We start from the raw sequence: 15,819 nt of genomic DNA, 5'->3' as shown, positions 1-15,819 counted from the left end.
CTGCCGATGACCGCCATGCTCTCCAGTGACCTGCCCCTACCCAAGATCGGACGCGGCAAGGTGCGCGATATCTATGCCGTCGACGACGACCGCCTGCTGCTCCTCACCACCGACCGCATCAGCGCCTTCGACGTCGTGATGGGCGAGACCATCCCGATGAAGGGCGCGGTGCTGACCCAGATCAGCGCATTCTGGTTCAACGAGCTCGAAGGCGTGGTGCCGCATCACATGATCAGCGCCGACGCCGACGAGATCATTGCCGCCGTGCCGGCCTTGAAGCCGCATCGCGCCGAGATCCTCGGCCGCGCCATGCTGTCGCGCCGCACCACCGTCTTCCCGATCGAATGCGTGATCCGCGGCTATCTCTCGGGCTCCGCCTGGAAGGAATATGCCGCCAGCGGCACGCTGGCCGGCGAGAAGCTGAAGGCGGGCCTCGTCGAGAGCGAGAAGCTGGAGCCTTCGATCTTCAGCCCGGCGACCAAGGCCGAGACTGGCCATGACGAGAACATCACCATCGCCAAGATGCGCGAAGTCGTCGGCGACGAGGTCGCCTACACGCTCGAGAGCATGACGCGCGCGGTCTATACGCTCGGCGAGGAGCTCGCCCGCGAGCAGGGCATCATCATCGCCGACACCAAGTTCGAGTTCGGCCGCGACAAGGATGGCCGCATCATCCTGATCGATGAGGTCATGACGCCGGATTCTTCGCGCTTCTGGGCGGTCGATGCCTACAAGCCCGGCCAAGCGCAGGCGAGCTTCGACAAGCAGCCTTTGCGCGATTATCTCGACGTCGAGCGCCACGCCGGCCGCTGGAACGGCGACGCGCCGCCGCCCCCGCTGCCCGCCAGCGTCGTGGATGCAACCAGCAAGCGCTATCTCGAAGCCTACAGGCGCGTGACGGGGAAAGAGCTGAAGATCTAGCTTCGTCGCCACCTCTCGCTCCGTCATTGCGAGCGAAGCGAAGCAATCCAGAATCCCTCTGCGGTAACGGTCTGGATTGCTTCGTCGCTTCGCTCCTCGCAATGACGGGATTGGAAAGCTGTTCGCCACACCCTCAACTGTCATCGCCCGGCTTGACCGGGCGATCCAGTATTCCAGAGACGGCGAAGGGAAACGGAGGGGCTGCGGCGTACTGGATTCCCCGCTTTCGCGGGGAATGACAGCGGTGGGCGTGGAACGGCTTTCTGCCACAGCATCGAATGTTGCCGCGCAGGCTTCGTTTTTTCTGTCCATCATATGGTTGACCATTCACACGTCGTGAACGGAGATCCTCACCGCAAAACTGTCGGATATTTCGCAGTTACAAGAATCCAGTTGCGCTAAGCCCGTACTCGTCTACGTCTCGGGACGGGACTTTTCAGGGGCGAGCGCAACGGCGTGACCGATCCAGCAATTATTCTCAGCCCGGCTTCGCGATTCAATCCGGCCCTCAAGCGTTGAATGATATATTGGGCGGAACGGCGGCCAGCGTCCTGACCGTCACCTTCGGGCTGTCCTATTCGCTGCTGATCTTCGCCGGGCCGCTCTCGCCGTACCTGTCCTACGGAATCACGGCGACGTTCGTCAGCTCCGCGGTGCTTGCGATCGTCATCGGGCTCGGCAGCTCCCTGCCCTTCGCAATTGGTGCTCCCGACAGCTCGACCGCGGCGGTGACGGGAATCCTGGCAGCCTCAGTGGTCGAACGCCTCGAGACGGCGAACCTGTCGGCACCGCTGCTCTCGCCGGTTCTCATCACGCTCGGCCTGTCGACGGTGCTGACGGGATTGGTGTTGTGCGGATTGGGCCTGACGCGGCTGGGCCGCGCCATCCGCTACGTGCCCTATCCCGTCGTCGGCGGCTTCCTCGGCGCCACCGGACTTCTCATCGCCCTGGGCGCGGTGCGGGTGATCACCAACCACCCGCTCCAGCTCACGACGCTGCCGCACTTCACCAACGGCACCACATTGCTGGAGCTGGGCGCCGCCTGCGCGATGGCGCTGGTGCTGTACCTGACCTGGCATCGCTCGCGCAGCCCGTTCGGACTGCCGATCATCCTGGTCGGCGGCGTGCTCACGGCGCATCTGGCGTTCTGGATCACCGGCGTTTCATTCGATCACGCGCGCGCCCTGGGCTGGACGTTTCAGCCGCCGCAGCAGGCGGTCTTCATGCTGCCCTGGCACACCGACGATCTCGCCCGCTATCCCTGGTTTGCCGTGCCGGACCTGCTCGGCAACGTGGTTGCCGTCATCTTCGTCACGGCGTCCAGCACGCTGTTCAACACCACCGGCATCGAGGTTGCCGTGCATCGCGAGGCCAATCTGGAGCGCGAGCTGAACGTCACCGGCGCCGCCAATATCCTGACCGGCATGCTGGGTGGCTACGCCGGCTGCAGCTCGATCAGCCGTTCGATCCTCAATTTCTCCAGCGGCGGCCGCGGGCGCTTGTCCGGCCTTACGGTCGCGGCGCTGTCCCTGCTGATGCTTGCCGTCGCGCCCGATCTGCTCGGCTTCATCCCGAAATTCGTCATCGGTGGCCTTCTGCTCTATCTCGGTGCCGACCAGCTCCACAAATGGATCATCGAGTCGCGCAAGCGGCTCTCGAAGCTCGAATATCTCTCGCTGATCGCCATCATCGCGATCATCGTAACCTGGGGCTTCGTGCCGGGCATTCTGATCGGCGTGATCATCGGCTGCGCGACGTTTGCGTTCAGCGCCGCACGGGTGGAGTCGATCAAGTACAGTTTCGACGGCTCGGAATATCGCTCCTCGCTCGACCGCTCGCGCGACGACCAGGAGGTGCTGCTGGCCCATGGCGGCAACATCCAGGGCCTGAACTTGCAGAGCTATCTGTTCTTCGGCTCCGCCAACCGGCTCTACCAGCACGTCAAACAGCTGCTCCAGGAGCGCCCGGAGTGCCGTTATCTGCTGTTCGACTTCAAGCTCGTCACCGGCGTCGACTCCTCGGCCGCCTACAGCTTCGCCCAGATCAAGCGCAGCGCGCATGACCTCGGCGTCGAGCTGATCCTGGTGCATCTGTCGGCGGCGGCCGAGAAGGTGCTGCGCTCCAGCGACTTCGTCGGTGAGGGCGTCACCATCATCGGCGAGCTCGATCATGCGCTGGAATGGTGCGAGAACGAGATCATCTCGCAGCATCAGGGGCGGGTGCAGGAAGAAGCCAGCCTGCGCGACTGGTTCACCGGGATACTCGACAGCGAGGCCGACGCCGACGCGCTGATCCACCGCTGCCAGCGCCTCGAGGTCGAGGCCGGCGACATCATCGTGCAGGCCGGCGACCCCGCCGATTCCATGCATTTCATCCTCGACGGCCGCGTCGGCATCATGGTCCCCGCCGCCGACGACCGCACCACGCGCGTGCGCAGCCTGGGGCGCTACACCACGATCGGCGAGATGGGACTGGTGTCGAACACGCCGCGCAGCGCGACGATCCAGGCCGAGGTCGCCAGCGTGCTCTACGTGCTCAACACGCTCCAGTTCGACGCGATCAGGGACGACGACCCCGCGCTCAGCCACAAGCTGCTGACCTATTTCGTGTCGGTCATGGCCGAGCGGCTGACGTTCGCGAACCGGACGATTGCAGTGTTGCGGCGGTGACGGGCCTGTAGCCCGGATTTAGCAGGCGCGCTGCCGCCGAACCCAAATCGGAAGAACTGTCGGCTACTTCACAATCAAAGGAGGCTCGTTGCGCTAACCTTGCGCACACAGCAAGTGGAGGTCGCAATGGCCGCAAATTTTGGGCTCTACTATCCCTTTATCCACTTCAAGGACGACAACTGGCTGAAATTGTCAGCGGTGTATTTCGACAAGATGTATCGGATCGTGCCGTCGACCTACACGACGGAGGATAGCGATACCGTCAGGGACCTTGAGGGCTTCGTCGACGTCGTGCGCCCCGAATGGGCAAGCCCTGCATTTGGCGAAACGTTTGGCCAGTTCATCCATCAGTATCACACGCGACTTGTCGACCGCTACGGTGTGGCCAAGGCAGATCAATGGGATGCCAAGCCGAAAGATCAGGTGCCTCCCGTCGCCGGCGGGCGGTCCGGCATCGATCCTCGCCTGTCCTACGTCTACTTCGAAAAAATGACGCCGGAATTGCGCCAGAGCTTCCTCACATCAGGCCTAGCCAGGTTTGATCCCGGCGATGACCGATGGATCGGCATGCATCCGATGCTCGCGCGTGTGTACATGACTGCTCTCGCAGACCAACTTGCCGGCGAGCGTCAGCTTCAGCCGATGACAGACGAAACGATTGACCATCTGGCGCTTTCAGGGCTGTCAACGGAGAGGCTCGCCCAGCTCCTACTTGCCGACGTGAACCTGGTTGATGAGCGCCCGACGGAGCGCGAACTCGAGCAGGCCTTCGCTTTATTGGCATTGCGGACCATCCTGCCCGAAAACATCGCGCAAATCCCGGCAAAAAAGATTGCTAAAGTCCGTGAACAGCTTGCGGGCGAACGCGGCAAGTTTCAGGCAGCAGCGGTCGCGTTTGCACAACAGAATGCTTCTCTCCGTGAAATTCCAGATGACCGCGCTCGGCAGGATCATCTGAAAGCCGAATTTGACAAGAAAATTGCTCCCGAGTTGCAAAAGCTCGAGGAAGCACTGCGCGGCAACAATATTGACGTCGTCTTGGTGTCTGTTCCAAAACATGTTGAGTCGAATGAATCGGTTGTGATTCAAGGTGAGCGGCCTGATTCGATGGGGACGCGCCGCCAATGTGGACTACCGAGAACCGTGCACGCTACGACCGCAGCCGCCTGCGCTATCCGAGCGACTTGACCGACGAGGAGTGGGCGCTGATCGCGCCTCGCATCCCGCCGGCCAAGCGCGGCGGCAACAAGCGTACGGTGGACCTGCGCGAGATTGCCAACGGGCTGATGTACATCCTGAGCACAGGTTGCCAGTGGCGCGCGATCCCCAAGGACCTGCCGCCGCGCTCGACGCTGTATGGCTACTTCGATCTGTGGAGCTGGAACGGCACGCTCGATAAAATTCATCACGCCCTCTATGTCGAATGTCGCGAAAGGGCCGAGCGCGAGGCTTCTCCCACCGCCGCCATCATCGATAGCCAGAGCGTGAAAAGCGCTGAAAAAGGGGGCCTCATGATCTCCATGGCTACGACGCGGGCAAGAAGATCAAGGGCAAGAAGCGGCACATTCTCGTCGACACGCAAGGCCTCTTGATGCACGCCATCGTGCATGCGGCGGACATCCAGGATCGCGACGGCGGCGTGCTCCTGATGGCAACGTTGTTCGGCCTCTATCCCTTTCTTCTGAAGCTCTACGCCGACGGCGGATATCAAGGGCCACATTTCCAGAAGGGGCTGCGTAGCGCTCTGAAGCGCGTGAACCTCGAAATCGTCAAACGCTCCGATCAGGCTCACCGTTTCGTCGTCTTGCCCAAACGCTGGATCGTCGAGCGTACCTTTGCCTGGCTCGGGCGATGCCGAAGACTGTCCAAAGATTGGGAATGCTTCAATCACAGGGCGCTCGCCTTTCTCAAGCTGGCCTCCATCCGACTCATGCTGCGAAAGCTATGCAATCCAAGGTAATCTTTCCGGACAGACTCAAAGAGCCCCCTAATCTTACTGCGTCACAAACGGTGGTCTGTGAAATGGGCGAACTTGATTGCACAACAAGGACATCTCGACAACGTTCGGACCAGCCCTTGTTCGAGTCGCCGTCGCATCGTCGTGATCGAATTTGGAATGTGACGTTGGGTCCGTAGCGGCAGAACCGCGGGGTCTGTAATCCGCGGAAACGCGAGCGAGCGGGATCGGCCGGGCGCGCCGAGCGCCTGAGGGGGGAAACGCCTCCCGCTCGGAGATCAGGAATCCGAAGGCTGCAATGCACATCGTTGCGTGATGATGAAAGCCGCGCCAGCCGCGTCCCTCGAAGTGGCCAAGCCCGACCTCCTGCTTGAGTTCCTGATAGTCGCGTTCGATGCGCCAGCGCAATTTAGCCGTCTCTACGAGAGTCCGGAATGCCACATCCTCCGGCAATGTCGAGAGCCAGTATTTGGTAGGCTGGTCCTCGCCTTTCGGCCATTCGATCAGCAACCATTCCTCCAACCGCTGGGTGGTTTGCCAATAATCACGGTGCGCGGCACGGACCCGCACGCGGGCAAAGCGCGAGCTCAGCTTTTCGTTCGTTCCTTGCCGCCACGTGATGGTGCGCCAAGCTTTGGCCGGCAGGCCGATCGCGAGCGCTTTAACGGCGGCCGGCCGACGCTGACGGTTGCGGCGCATCAGTTTCGGGGGACGGCCGCGGCCCGACCATGGCTTCGGCGGCAAGGGACCGGTGCCGGGCGCCATACCGTTGTGCTCGACAGAAGACCCGCCACATAGGTCAATCCCAGCGCCGTGATCTCCGTGCGCAGATCGCTGTTGTTGCCATAGCCCGCGTCCATCAGCACGACACCACGCGGAAGGCCGGTCGCACAGGCCCACCGCAACTGCTCCAGCGCGATCTCCGGCTTGGTCCGGAAGCCGACTTCGGCAGGAATGCCCACCTTGCGCCGCCGATCGCAATCCTCAGTCCATTCCTTCGGAAGATAAAGGCGGTAGGCAACAGGCAGGCTGGCGTGGTGATTGGCAATCGATAATGACACCGCCACCTGGCAATTATCCTGCTTGCCGAGCTGCCCGCAATATTGCCGTGCAACTCCAACCGAATGTCGCCCCTGCTTGGGAAATCCGGTGTCATCGATGATCCAAGCTTCGATCGGGCCCTGGCGTTCGATCGCCGGCAGGACCATCTCTCGTACCTTGCCCAGCACCTTCTCATCCGACCAGGCGCCGCTGCCGACGAAATGCAGCAGCGATTGATGTTGGGCGGCCGTCCGTTCCGGAGCCGTCATCGCCGCCATTGGCTCCACGCTCTTACGACCGCCACAGGCCATGAGGCCGACGCAATAGTCGCGCAGCGGTGCCTTCCGATCAGCATGACCGATGACGCTGGCAAGCCCTTCCAAATACGTCGCAAATCGCATCTCACTGGTCTTGGTGCCACGCCCGCTCATGTAGCCTCCTCGGCTGATGGTCCATGCTTCAACCATCGCTGATTCCGGCCGGATAAAGCCTGCGGTTTTGTGACTCAGTCGTACTAACTCGCCGGGACCAGATTCAAAGCGCATATCCGCGCGGTCAATTCGAATGGTCCGTACTCTTCCCGAAGACCATCCCAGATCCCCCTCCCTTTTCGAATGCTGAAGTAGCCATTGCGGGAGAGGATGCAATGAAGCATCGCCTCGTAACAGGAGGGGCAGAGCTTCTTGGAGGCGAATTCTTCCTTGCTGAAGAAGCGCTGATCTACAACACTTGGACCGCGGGAAATTTTGCATCGAACGCAGCAAATCTACAGCACTCAACGCGCCACGAACCTCTCAGTAAAAATGAAGATAGCTGACTTGCGTGAGCCCAAATTATCCCCCCAGGGCGTCGTACTCGCCCCGGTAGCATCACCGGAAGGAGTACCGTGGAGCACGACGACTAGTACAAACCCGAGCCGAAAAACCTCGTCATCTGCTGAGACGGCACCGGCAACGAGTTCTCTGAAAACACCTCCAACGTCCTGAAGCCCGGTCGCTGACTGCGCCAGACCAACAGGACGTAGCCGCGGCAGATGGTGCCCTTCGATCCCGGGGCCGGCACGGTACCGCACCCGTAAACACCCCCCGCGCGCGTTAACCGTCCGTTAACCAACGCAGCCTAGCCTGCGGTAATCGTCCAGCCATCATTAGCTCGAAATGCCTTCCCGGTTTGCTCCAGGAGAAGCGCCGATGTGCGTTGCGTTGTTGACGTATGCCGATCTCAGTGCCCGGCTCAATATCTCGCGCGAGGCCGCTCGTGCCCTGGCGAGACGTCGCCGTTTGCCGCGCTCGCGGGCGGAGGACGGCAAGGCCCTGGTGAGCGTTGATCTCTCCGAGCTCCGCTACACGCCCCGCCCGCGAATTGGCCGCAAGGCAGCCCCCATCGCTGCCCCCATGGCTGAGATCGAGGCCTTCAAGGTCGAGGCCTTCAAGATCGAGGCCTTCAAGATCGAGGCATTCAAGGCGGAGATCGCGCGGCTCGAAGCCCTCGCAGCCGGCGCCAGGTTAGTTTTCGAGCGCGAGCGTGCCGATCGCCTGGCCGTCGAGCTGCTGCAGGCGGCCGCCGAGACGGCGGCAGCCAATGCGTGGGCGGCACGACTGGAAGACGAAGTGGCGGACTTACGGACCGGTCGCCAGGCTGGCGGCACGACCGCGGGAGCCGCGCGTCGATTGGGACATCTGGCCGCGGCCATCGTGGGCGCAGACCGCGCGGCTCGCAGATAGCACTCGAACCCTTCTCCATCCCGGCCTGCCGGAGCAATCGCGAGGACAGAATGACTGGCATGACCGATATTCACGAGATGAAGGCGCGCATTGTCGTGTTCGGAGTCGGCGGCGCCGGCGGCAATGCCGTCAACAACATGATCACATCCGGGCTGCAGGGGGTCGACTTCGTCGTCGCCAATACCGACGCGCAGGCGCTTGCCATGTCGAAGGCGCCGCGCCTGATCCAGCTCGGCACCCAGGTGACCGCAGGCCTCGGCGCCGGCTCGCAGCCCGAATTGGGACGCGCCGCAGCCGAGGAGGTCATCGATACGATCCGCGATCAGTTGACCGGCGCGCACATGGTGTTCGTGACCGCCGGCATGGGCGGCGGCACCGGCACCGGGGCCGCACCTATCATCGCCAGGACCGCGCGCGAGCTCGGCATCCTCACGATCGGCGTGGTCACCAAGCCGTTCTATTTCGAGGGCCAGCGCCGCATGCGCTTTGCCGAAGCCGGCATCGAGGAACTGCTGAAGACGGTCGACACCCTGCTGATCATCCCGAACCAGAACCTGTTCCGGGTGGCCAGCGCGAAGACCACGTTCGCCGATGCCTTCGCCCTTGCCGACCAGGTGCTCTATTCGGGCGTGGCCTGCATCAGCGACCTCATCGTCAAGGAAGGCCTGATCAATCTCGATTTTGCCGACGTTCTCTCCGTGATGCGGGAGAAGGGCAAGGCCATGATGGGACGGGGCGAGGCTTCCGGCGAGAAGCGCGTGCTCGCCGCCGCCGTGGCCGCCATTTCCAATCCGTTGATCGAGAACCCCTCGATCAAGCGCGCCAGCGGCCTCATCATCTCCATCACCGGCGGCAAGGATCTCATGCTGTACGAAGTCGACGAAGCCGCGACCCGCATTCGCGACGAGGCCGACCCGGACGCCAACATCATCGTCGGCGCCTCGTTCGATGAAAGCCTCGAAGGCATCGTCCGCGTCTCGGTGGTGGCGACCGGGATCGACAATGTCGACCCGGCGCAGCTGGCGGCGCCGGTGGAAACCGCACTCACGCAGCTCGCCGGCAGGCTGCGCGACGACAGCCGCCGCATCGCCGATCGCATCGAGCAGCGCAGTGCGCCGCTTCCGCATGTGGAAAGCCCGCCGCTCCACCCGGCGGCCGGCCGACCCGCAGTGCAACCGGCAAGGCCCGATCCGGAATATGCGCGCCGCGCGGCGCCTCAGCCGCTCGATCCCTACGGCCGCACCTCTCCGCGCAATATGGCCGACGAAGACCTTCTCGACATCCCGGCCTTCCTGCGCCGCTCGGCGAACTGAGCGGTCGCGGGGGTTTTCTGTCTACCGCGGGGGCAATCGCTCGAGCGCGATGCCCCCACATCGTCATGGCCGGGCATGTCCCGGCCATCCACGACCTTTCCCACGGCACGAAGAACGTGGATGCCCGGGCCTTCGCCTCGCCGGAGCGGCTTCGGCCGCGCAGGCGGGACAAGCCCGGGCATGACGAGTTTGTGGCCCCGGCTGTGCCGAACCACTGTGATACGAGGCTCTGATATCTCGCCGCGAAACGCGACCTCATCCTGAGGGCCCGCCGTAGGCGGGCGTCTTGAAGGATAGCCGCAGGCGAGCTTCCGATCTGCGCGGCGCGCCGATCGTTCACGCTGCCGTGCTGCGCGGGGTCTCCGCCGTTTCCCTTTTTTCCGGCTCCTTGTCGCGAGACAGCCATGCCGGGAAGCGAAGCAGGCGATCGTTGCCGTCTTTTGGCGGCTCGATGGGCGGTGCTTCATTGGCCGAACGCGGGAGGTCCAGCACGGCCTGCCCTGCCCGCACCGCATCCGCGCGCTGATCCAGTTCGCGCATCAGGGGATCGAGCACGCTGTCGATTTCGGTCGCCACCGACACGATGAAACTGTTGAGCTCGCGAGCCTCGGGCACAACGGCCGAGGCCGACTCGATCGCCCTGGAGAGACCGTCGACGACCGGTGCGAACGCGCCGGCGGCTTGCTTGATTCGCGTTCTTATCGCTTCGATCTCGGCCAAGACGCGATCACGCTCCCGCCTGGTCTTCTCTTCCGAAAGGCGGGCTTCGATTTCGGCGATCTGAGCCGTGAGAGTCGTGGCTTCGGATGCGAGTGCATCGCGGCGCAGGCGCGCACGATCGAGATCGCGACTGAGATTGTCCACTAGATCGTCCTTCCCGAACATGGCTTTGCTCCGTAGGACAGCCGTGACGCGAACCGCCAGCCGGTTAAGCGAACCAAAGGCTGGATCGGCCGAAAAAGGCATCAACTTCGGTCGCGTCATATGGGCCGACATGGTGACCCCCACCGTCCTCATTAGGCGACGACATGGTTAACAGGTGGTTAATGTCAACAGATGATGGGGCAATGAGGCACCATGCCGCCGATGCCGACTTCGTCTCCTCGCTGCCATCCATTTTCGCTATACTCGCCCCGGTAGCATCACCGGGAGGGGCATACCGTGGAGCACGACGACCAGCACAAACCCAAAACCGAGCCGAAAAACCTCGTCATCTGCTGTGACGGCACCGGCAACGAGATCTCGGAGAACATCTCCAACGTCCTGAAGCTCTATCGCTGCCTGCGCAAGACCGACAAGACGAAGCCGCGGCAGATGGTGTTTTACGATCCGGGCGTCGGCACGGTGACGGAGCCTTCGACGTGGCACCGGCTCAAGGCCAACGTCAATCTGGTGCTGGGGCTCGCCACCGGCTACGGGCTCGATGACAACGTGCTGTCAGCCTATTGCTTCCTGGTCGAGCACTACGCGCCGGGCGACAAGATCTATCTGTTCGGCTTTTCACGCGGCGCCTATACCGTGCGAGTGCTGGCGGGGTTGATCCACAAAATTGGTCTGATCTCGCCGGAGCAGGCGAACCTCGCAGGGTCCGGCCTCGTCGCCTACAAGCAATATTCCGGCACCGGGCGCGGCAACGACATCGAGGACCTCAAGGATGTCGCCTTCGACGAGAGCGGGCCGCTGCCGAAGGACGAATTCGACCTCGCCGCCCAGTTCGCGCGCATCACCTCGACGCGCTGGCCGACCATCCACTTCATCGGCGTCTGGGACACGGTGGCGAGCGTGATTGTGCCGCGGCGCGACAATTTCTTCTTCGTGTTCAGCCTGGAGGAGCTCGCCTTCACGCTGCGCAATCCGAGCGTCAAAATCTTCCGGCAGGCGATCGCGATCGACGAGCGGCGCTGCATGTTCCGCCTGAAAGAGTACAAGGAGCCGCAGGAATATTGGCGCAACCGCTACGTGCCCGACGAGAAGAAAGAGCCGCAGGACATCCTGCAGGTGTGGTTCGCCGGCGTTCATTGCGACGTCGGCGGCGGCTATCCGGAGATAGAGAGCGGCGAGTCCAAATATCCGCTGATCTGGATGATCGAGGAAGCGGCGAAGGCCGGGCTGAACTTCAACCCGCGCACCGTGAACCAGCTCGCCTGGGGCATCCAGCGCAAGAACTCGCCGTTTAGCTATGTCGAGCCTGAATACACCGGCAAGGTGGGCGAGCTGCACAATTCGATGACAGCGCTCTGGCGCGTGCTGGAATTTGTGCCGAAGAGCGCGAAGTACAAGGAATGGCCGGAGCGGAAGGTTTTTCTGGGCTTCTACATCCCCGATTGCGAGCCGCGCGTGATCCCCGAAGGCGCGCATGTGCACGAGAGCGTGCTGAAGCGCATGGCGGTGGAGCCGGGCTACCGGCCGGTGAACTTGCCGAAGGATTATGTGACCGTGCCGATGCCGGTGAGGCCGCATGCGGAGGCTAGTGCTGAGGCTGATGAGATCGCGACGGCGTAATGGCGCTGCCAGTTCGTCATTGGAAGCGGGAGCGCGCCACCTGTTCAGCTGTCGTCCCTGCGAACGCAGGGACCCATAACCACAAGGAGCCGTTTGGCGCGGACCAGTGGCTCGGTACGCCCACCGCCGACAACCGACAGATCACGCGGTATGGGTCCCTTCGCCCCGTGCGCAATTGCGCACTAGGCAGGGACGACGGCGGAGATGGAGGCGCCCCACCCCGCTACCGGCGCTTTCTGCGTTCGCTGCTACTTTTCATTAAAATTCTCGGGCCGCCCTTAGTCGGATCGCATCAACTCTTTTCCATCATGCCGCTCAAGACCACCCGCGCCGTCCGCGGAATTGGAGGAGAGTGCCAATGCATCCGCGCCGACATGCCCGCGTGAAACCTTCCGGGCTGGTGTCCCGCCAGGCCAAGATCATCACCGACCCGCGCGCGCCGGTGATCCCCTGCACGCTGATCGACTACTTTCCCGGCGGCGCCTGCGTCGATCTCGGCGGGCAGGTGAATATCCCCGACAGGCTCGAGCTGCTGCACGTCAACACCAAGAAGCGCTGCCGCATCGCCTGGAAGCGCGGCTCGCGGATCGGCGTGGTGTTTTAGCGGTGCTCGCCGTAACTGAATAATCCCGCTGAGCATTCCGCTCTGCTCCCTCCCCCCTTGCGGGGGAGGGTTGGGGAGAGGGGTGGCCCAGCAATAGGTGTTGGCTGCGTGCGAGGTGATGCAACACAGGCTCGCTTCATTCGATAGCGCGTGCCGTGTGGCTACCCCTCTCCCCAACCCTCCCCCGCAAGGGGGGGGGAGGGAACGCGGTGTGCTTGTGGCGCGACCTTTCCAACAGCTGTCGTAGCTACGCCCGCATTCTGGCTTTCGTGCCGGCGACGATCTGCATGGCGACGCCGGCGATCCAGCCGAACAAAGCGAGCCAGGTCCACGCCAAGTGCGGCTCGAGGCGGAGCACGATGACGCCGACGGAGGCGAGCGCGGTAAGCGTGGCGCAGAGCGTGCCGGCGGCGCTGAGGAATTCCGCGGCGTCGATGGCGCTGTGCGCGTCGTCGAAGGGCAGCTGCGGCGTGTCGATGCCGAGATAGAAGCCGACGAAGCCGAGCAGCATCATCAGCAGCAGGAAGCCCTGCGTGGTGAGCGGGGCGATCGAAGATCCCACATAGGCGCCGACGAACAACCCGCACGCCGCGCCTGCCATCGCGAGACCCACGCGCTCGAACACGTGGGCAGTCTTGCGAACACGAAACCGCATGGCGGGCCTCCCTGAGGAGTTGGGTGCGCGGGAGGGTAGGCCAGTTTTGCGGTGCGTGGAAGGTGAGGAGAGTTACGGATGCGTGAGGGCGCGCGATAGTGAGGGGACGATGGCCCGCGCCGCCCCCACCACTGTCGTCCCGGACAAGCGAAGCGCAGATCCGGGATCCATCACCACAGGGAGAGATTTGGCGAAGACTTTAAGTTGTGCAGTGGCAACTCATACCGCGCATCATCGTGAGATCACGCGGTATGGGTCCCTGCCTAGTGCGCAATTGCGCACCAGGCAGGGACGACAGTTGTGAGTGCAGCGCCCCCGTCGCGCCCTACCTCGCCCCGAACGTGGTCTTGCCGAACAGCGCCTTTTGCGTCGACGGCTGCGAGCGCCAGTATTGCGGCGGGGCTTCGACTTCGCCGCCGAGTTCGGCCGCGGCGTGCCAGCCCCAGCGGGGATCGTAGAGCAGGCTGCGGCCGAGCGCGACCATGTCGGCCTTGCCGGATGCCACGATCTCCTCGGCGTGTTTGGCTTCGGTGATCAGGCCGACGGCGATGGTGGGCAACCCGGTCTCGCGCTTGATGGCCTCGGCAAACTGCACCTGATAGCCGGGGCCGAGCGGGATCTTCTGCAGCGGCGAGACGCCGCCGGAGGAGGCATCGATCCAGTCGACGCCGCGCGCCTTCAGCGCGTTTGCGAACGTGATGGTCTGCGCCAGGTCCCAGCCGCCCTCGACCCAGTCGGTCGACGACACCCGCATGCCGACCGGCTTGTCGTGCGGAAACACCGCGCGCACCGCGTCGTAGATCTCGAGCGGAAAGCGCATGCGGTTTTCGAGCGAACCGCCATATTCGTCGGTGCGCCTGTTCGAGATCGGCGACAGGAACTGATGCATGAGATAGCCGTGCGCGCCGTGCAGCTCGATCGCGTCGATGCCGAGCCGGGCAGCGCGCTTGGCGCTGTCGACGAAGGCCTCGCGGATGCGCTTCAGGCCCGCGGCATCGAGCGCCAGCGGCGCGGCCTCGCCCTCCTTGTGCGGCAACGCCGACGGCGCCACCGTCTGCCAGCCGCCCGCGCTCTGCGGAATGAGCTGGCCGCCGTCCCAGGGCCGCGCGCTGGAGGCCTTGCGGCCGGCATGGGCGAGCTGCATCGCGATGGCCGTCGAGGAATGCTTGCGCACGGAGGAAAGGATCTGCTTCAGCGCGGCTTCGCAGGCGTCGCTGTAGAGCCCGAGACAGCCCGGCGTGATGCGCCCGATCGCCTCGACATGGGTCGCCTCGATGCAGAACATCGACGCGCCCGACAGCGCGAGATTGTTGATGTGGGTGAAGTGCCAGTCGGTGGCGACGCCGTCGTCGGCCGAATACTGGCACATCGGCGACACCACGACGCGGTTCTTCAGCGTCAGGCCGCGCAGCTTGATCGGGGAAAACAGGGCGCTCATGCAGGGAGTTCCGGGGGATGGAGGAATGGAAGCGATTGCATGAAGTTTAGTAGCCCTACGGCGAATTGCCAGCTGCACGGCGGACATGCCCGCCCGCGGCGCCATGCATTGCGCGCGTCATATGATCACGGGATCGTGCCGCGATCTCCGCAGTCGTCCCTGCGAAAGCAGGGACCCATAACCCCAGGGAGGAGTTTGGCGAAGATTGGTCGTTCAGGATTAGCACCACCCGCAATCGGTAGATCACGCGGTATGGGTCCCTGCGTTCGCAGGGACGACAGCCGGGCCTACTCCAGCTCCTCGAACCTGCCCGGCACGGGCTTGCCCATGCGGATGCGGCCGTCGGGCAACAGCTCGCCGTCGGCTTCGGCCGAGAACTGGATCGTGTTGCCGCCGCCGTCACGCTTGCTGGCCTTGCCGAGCGGGCCGAGCTTGTCGGCGAGAGCGGTGTCGTCGAGCACGAACACGCGGTACTCGGTGAGGTGAAAACGGCGCGGCGCCTGCCATGTCAGCGCGGGCACGGATGTGCGCATGTCGCCGTCGGTCTTGATGTCGACGCTGCGGCCGGTCACGTCGCGGAACAGATCCGGCCCGGCGACCAGCCGCGCGCGGCCGCCGTCGATGGCGTAGAGATTCAGCGTGACGATATGGCGCTCGCTGCGGAACGAGACCGCGACGGTGCGCGAATCCTGCGACCAGGCGGCGTGGAAGGCATCCGGCGCCGAGTCCAGAATGTTGTCGTCGTCGACATTGTCGAGCGTCATCAGCCGACGATGGCCGGGCTCAGCCATCAGGTAGATGCGAAAGCCTTCGCTCCCGGACTCGCCGCCGCCATGGGCTGCGACGGACAGCTTCCCATTCGGCGCGCGGCCGCCCTGGATGATGGCGTATTCGTTCTTTCCATACCGATGCTCGGCCGTGGCGAAGGCCGGCGAGGATGCAGCGAGCGTGAGGATAAGGGCGAGGATGGCGCGGCGGAGGGGCATGACGGTTTG

General features: G+C 63.6%; 12 protein-coding genes and 2 pseudogenes. 9 read left to right on the top strand and 5 right to left on the bottom strand.

Annotation, left to right across the window (positions count from 1 at the left end):
* Positions 1 to 6 precede the first annotated feature (6 nt).
* The 4 genes and pseudogenes from HAP41_RS02830 (at position 7) to HAP41_RS02815 (ending at position 5,550) form a co-directional block, all read left to right on the top strand.
* Positions 7 to 921, top strand: a complete 915-nt coding sequence (locus HAP41_RS02830; RefSeq protein WP_166059578.1) for a phosphoribosylaminoimidazolesuccinocarboxamide synthase — start codon at positions 7 to 9, stop codon at positions 919 to 921.
* 527 nt (positions 922 to 1,448) lie between these two features.
* Positions 1,449 to 3,590, top strand: a complete 2,142-nt coding sequence (locus HAP41_RS02825) for an SLC26A/SulP transporter family protein (RefSeq protein WP_248577174.1) — start codon at positions 1,449 to 1,451, stop codon at positions 3,588 to 3,590.
* A gap of 126 nt (positions 3,591 to 3,716) precedes the next feature.
* A complete protein-coding gene (locus HAP41_RS02820) occupies positions 3,717 to 4,778 on the top strand; it encodes a DUF6236 family protein (RefSeq protein WP_166059585.1) in 1,062 nt (353 codons plus the stop codon).
* Positions 4,715 to 5,550: pseudogene (locus tag HAP41_RS02815) on the top strand (IS5 family transposase). The gene HAP41_RS02820 and the pseudogene HAP41_RS02815 overlap by 64 nt, the downstream one beginning before the upstream one ends.
* 33 nt (positions 5,551 to 5,583) lie before the next feature.
* Here HAP41_RS02815 and HAP41_RS02810 read toward each other — a convergent pair.
* Positions 5,584 to 7,019, bottom strand: a pseudogene (locus HAP41_RS02810) (IS701 family transposase).
* A gap of 215 nt (positions 7,020 to 7,234) precedes the next feature.
* On the opposite strand from HAP41_RS02810, the gene HAP41_RS02805 reads away from it, so the two are divergent.
* The 3 genes from HAP41_RS02805 to ftsZ all read left to right on the top strand — a co-directional run bounded on the left by HAP41_RS02805 (position 7,235) and on the right by ftsZ (position 9,625).
* Positions 7,235 to 7,405 (top strand): hypothetical protein, encoded by a 171-nt coding sequence (locus HAP41_RS02805; protein ID WP_166059597.1) that lies wholly within the window; start codon positions 7,235 to 7,237, stop codon positions 7,403 to 7,405.
* 373 nt (positions 7,406 to 7,778) lie between these two features.
* Positions 7,779 to 8,312: a hypothetical protein gene (locus tag HAP41_RS02800; RefSeq protein ID WP_166059631.1), complete on the top strand. Its 534-nt coding sequence runs from the start codon at positions 7,779 to 7,781 to the stop codon at positions 8,310 to 8,312.
* Positions 8,313 to 8,362: 50 nt separating this feature from the next.
* Positions 8,363 to 9,625, top strand: coding sequence for a cell division protein FtsZ (gene ftsZ / locus HAP41_RS02795; RefSeq protein ID WP_166059651.1), 1,263 nt, complete (start codon positions 8,363 to 8,365; stop codon positions 9,623 to 9,625).
* A gap of 336 nt (positions 9,626 to 9,961) precedes the next feature.
* Here ftsZ and HAP41_RS02790 read toward each other — a convergent pair whose 3' ends face one another.
* Positions 9,962 to 10,621 (bottom strand): nucleotide exchange factor GrpE, encoded by a 660-nt coding sequence (locus HAP41_RS02790; RefSeq protein WP_063980637.1) that lies wholly within the window; start codon positions 10,619 to 10,621, stop codon positions 9,962 to 9,964.
* Between the two features lie 165 nt (positions 10,622 to 10,786).
* Here HAP41_RS02790 and HAP41_RS02785 point away from each other — a divergent pair, with 165 nt between their 5' ends.
* The gene (locus HAP41_RS02785) at positions 10,787 to 12,127 is read left to right on the top strand and encodes a T6SS phospholipase effector Tle1-like catalytic domain-containing protein (RefSeq protein ID WP_166059678.1); all 1,341 of its coding nucleotides are present in this window, start codon (positions 10,787 to 10,789) and stop codon (positions 12,125 to 12,127) included.
* A gap of 358 nt (positions 12,128 to 12,485) precedes the next feature.
* Entirely contained in the window at positions 12,486 to 12,731 is a 246-nt protein-coding gene (locus HAP41_RS02780; RefSeq protein ID WP_166059694.1) for a PilZ domain-containing protein, read from the top strand.
* 247 nt (positions 12,732 to 12,978) lie between these two features.
* Here the strand turns inward: HAP41_RS02780 and HAP41_RS02775 are convergent, their stop codons facing one another.
* The 3 genes from HAP41_RS02775 to HAP41_RS02765 form a co-directional block, all read right to left on the bottom strand.
* Positions 12,979 to 13,386, bottom strand: coding sequence for a hypothetical protein (locus HAP41_RS02775; RefSeq protein WP_063980635.1), 408 nt, complete (start codon positions 13,384 to 13,386; stop codon positions 12,979 to 12,981).
* Positions 13,387 to 13,711: 325 nt separating this feature from the next.
* Positions 13,712 to 14,824 carry an NADH:flavin oxidoreductase/NADH oxidase gene (locus HAP41_RS02770; protein WP_166059760.1) on the bottom strand — a complete coding sequence of 371 codons (1,113 nt, stop codon included), beginning with the start codon at positions 14,822 to 14,824 and terminating at the stop codon, positions 13,712 to 13,714.
* A 287-nt stretch (positions 14,825 to 15,111) separates the two neighbouring features.
* Positions 15,112 to 15,810, bottom strand: coding sequence for a hypothetical protein (locus HAP41_RS02765; protein WP_166059775.1), 699 nt, complete (start codon positions 15,808 to 15,810; stop codon positions 15,112 to 15,114).
* Between the last annotated feature and the right edge of the window lie 9 nt (positions 15,811 to 15,819).

The organism is Bradyrhizobium barranii subsp. apii (assembly GCF_011516635.5).
Taxonomy (GTDB): domain Bacteria; phylum Pseudomonadota; class Alphaproteobacteria; order Rhizobiales; family Xanthobacteraceae; genus Bradyrhizobium; species Bradyrhizobium barranii.
This window is presented reverse-complemented; position numbering and strand designations above follow the sequence as displayed.